Origin of the sequence: Xanthomonas codiaei (assembly GCF_002939785.1) — a bacterium.
GTDB classification, from domain to species: domain Bacteria; phylum Pseudomonadota; class Gammaproteobacteria; order Xanthomonadales; family Xanthomonadaceae; genus Xanthomonas; species Xanthomonas codiaei.
On sequence record NZ_MDEC01000096.1, the window covers coordinates 1 to 313 of the forward strand.

Genomic DNA, 313 nt, shown 5'->3' on the forward strand with positions numbered 1-313 from the left:
ATTCGGAGGTGTCTATGAGCAGCAAGCGGTATACGGATGAGTTCAAGATCGAGGCGGTCCGGCAAGTGACTGATCGTGGGTTCAAGGTGGCAGACGTCGCCGAGCGGCTGGGTGTCACCACGCACAGCCTGTACGCCTGGCTGCGCAAGTTCGGCAAGCCCGGCGTGGTACAGCGCGCCGAGGTAGACCAGAGCGCCGAGGTTCGGCGCCTGAAGGCCGAGTTGCGCCGCGTCACCGAGGAGCGCGACATCCTAAAAAAGGCCGCCGCGTACTTTGCCAAGGGGTAAAGGCAAAGTACGCCTTCATGCAAGCC

At 62.3% G+C, this 313-nt stretch carries 1 pseudogene; it reads left to right on the forward strand.

The annotated features are described in order from the left end of the window. Positions 1-14: 14 nt before the first annotated feature. Positions 15-313 (forward strand): annotated as a pseudogene (locus XcodCFBP4690_RS22195) (transposase); the annotation flags it as partial.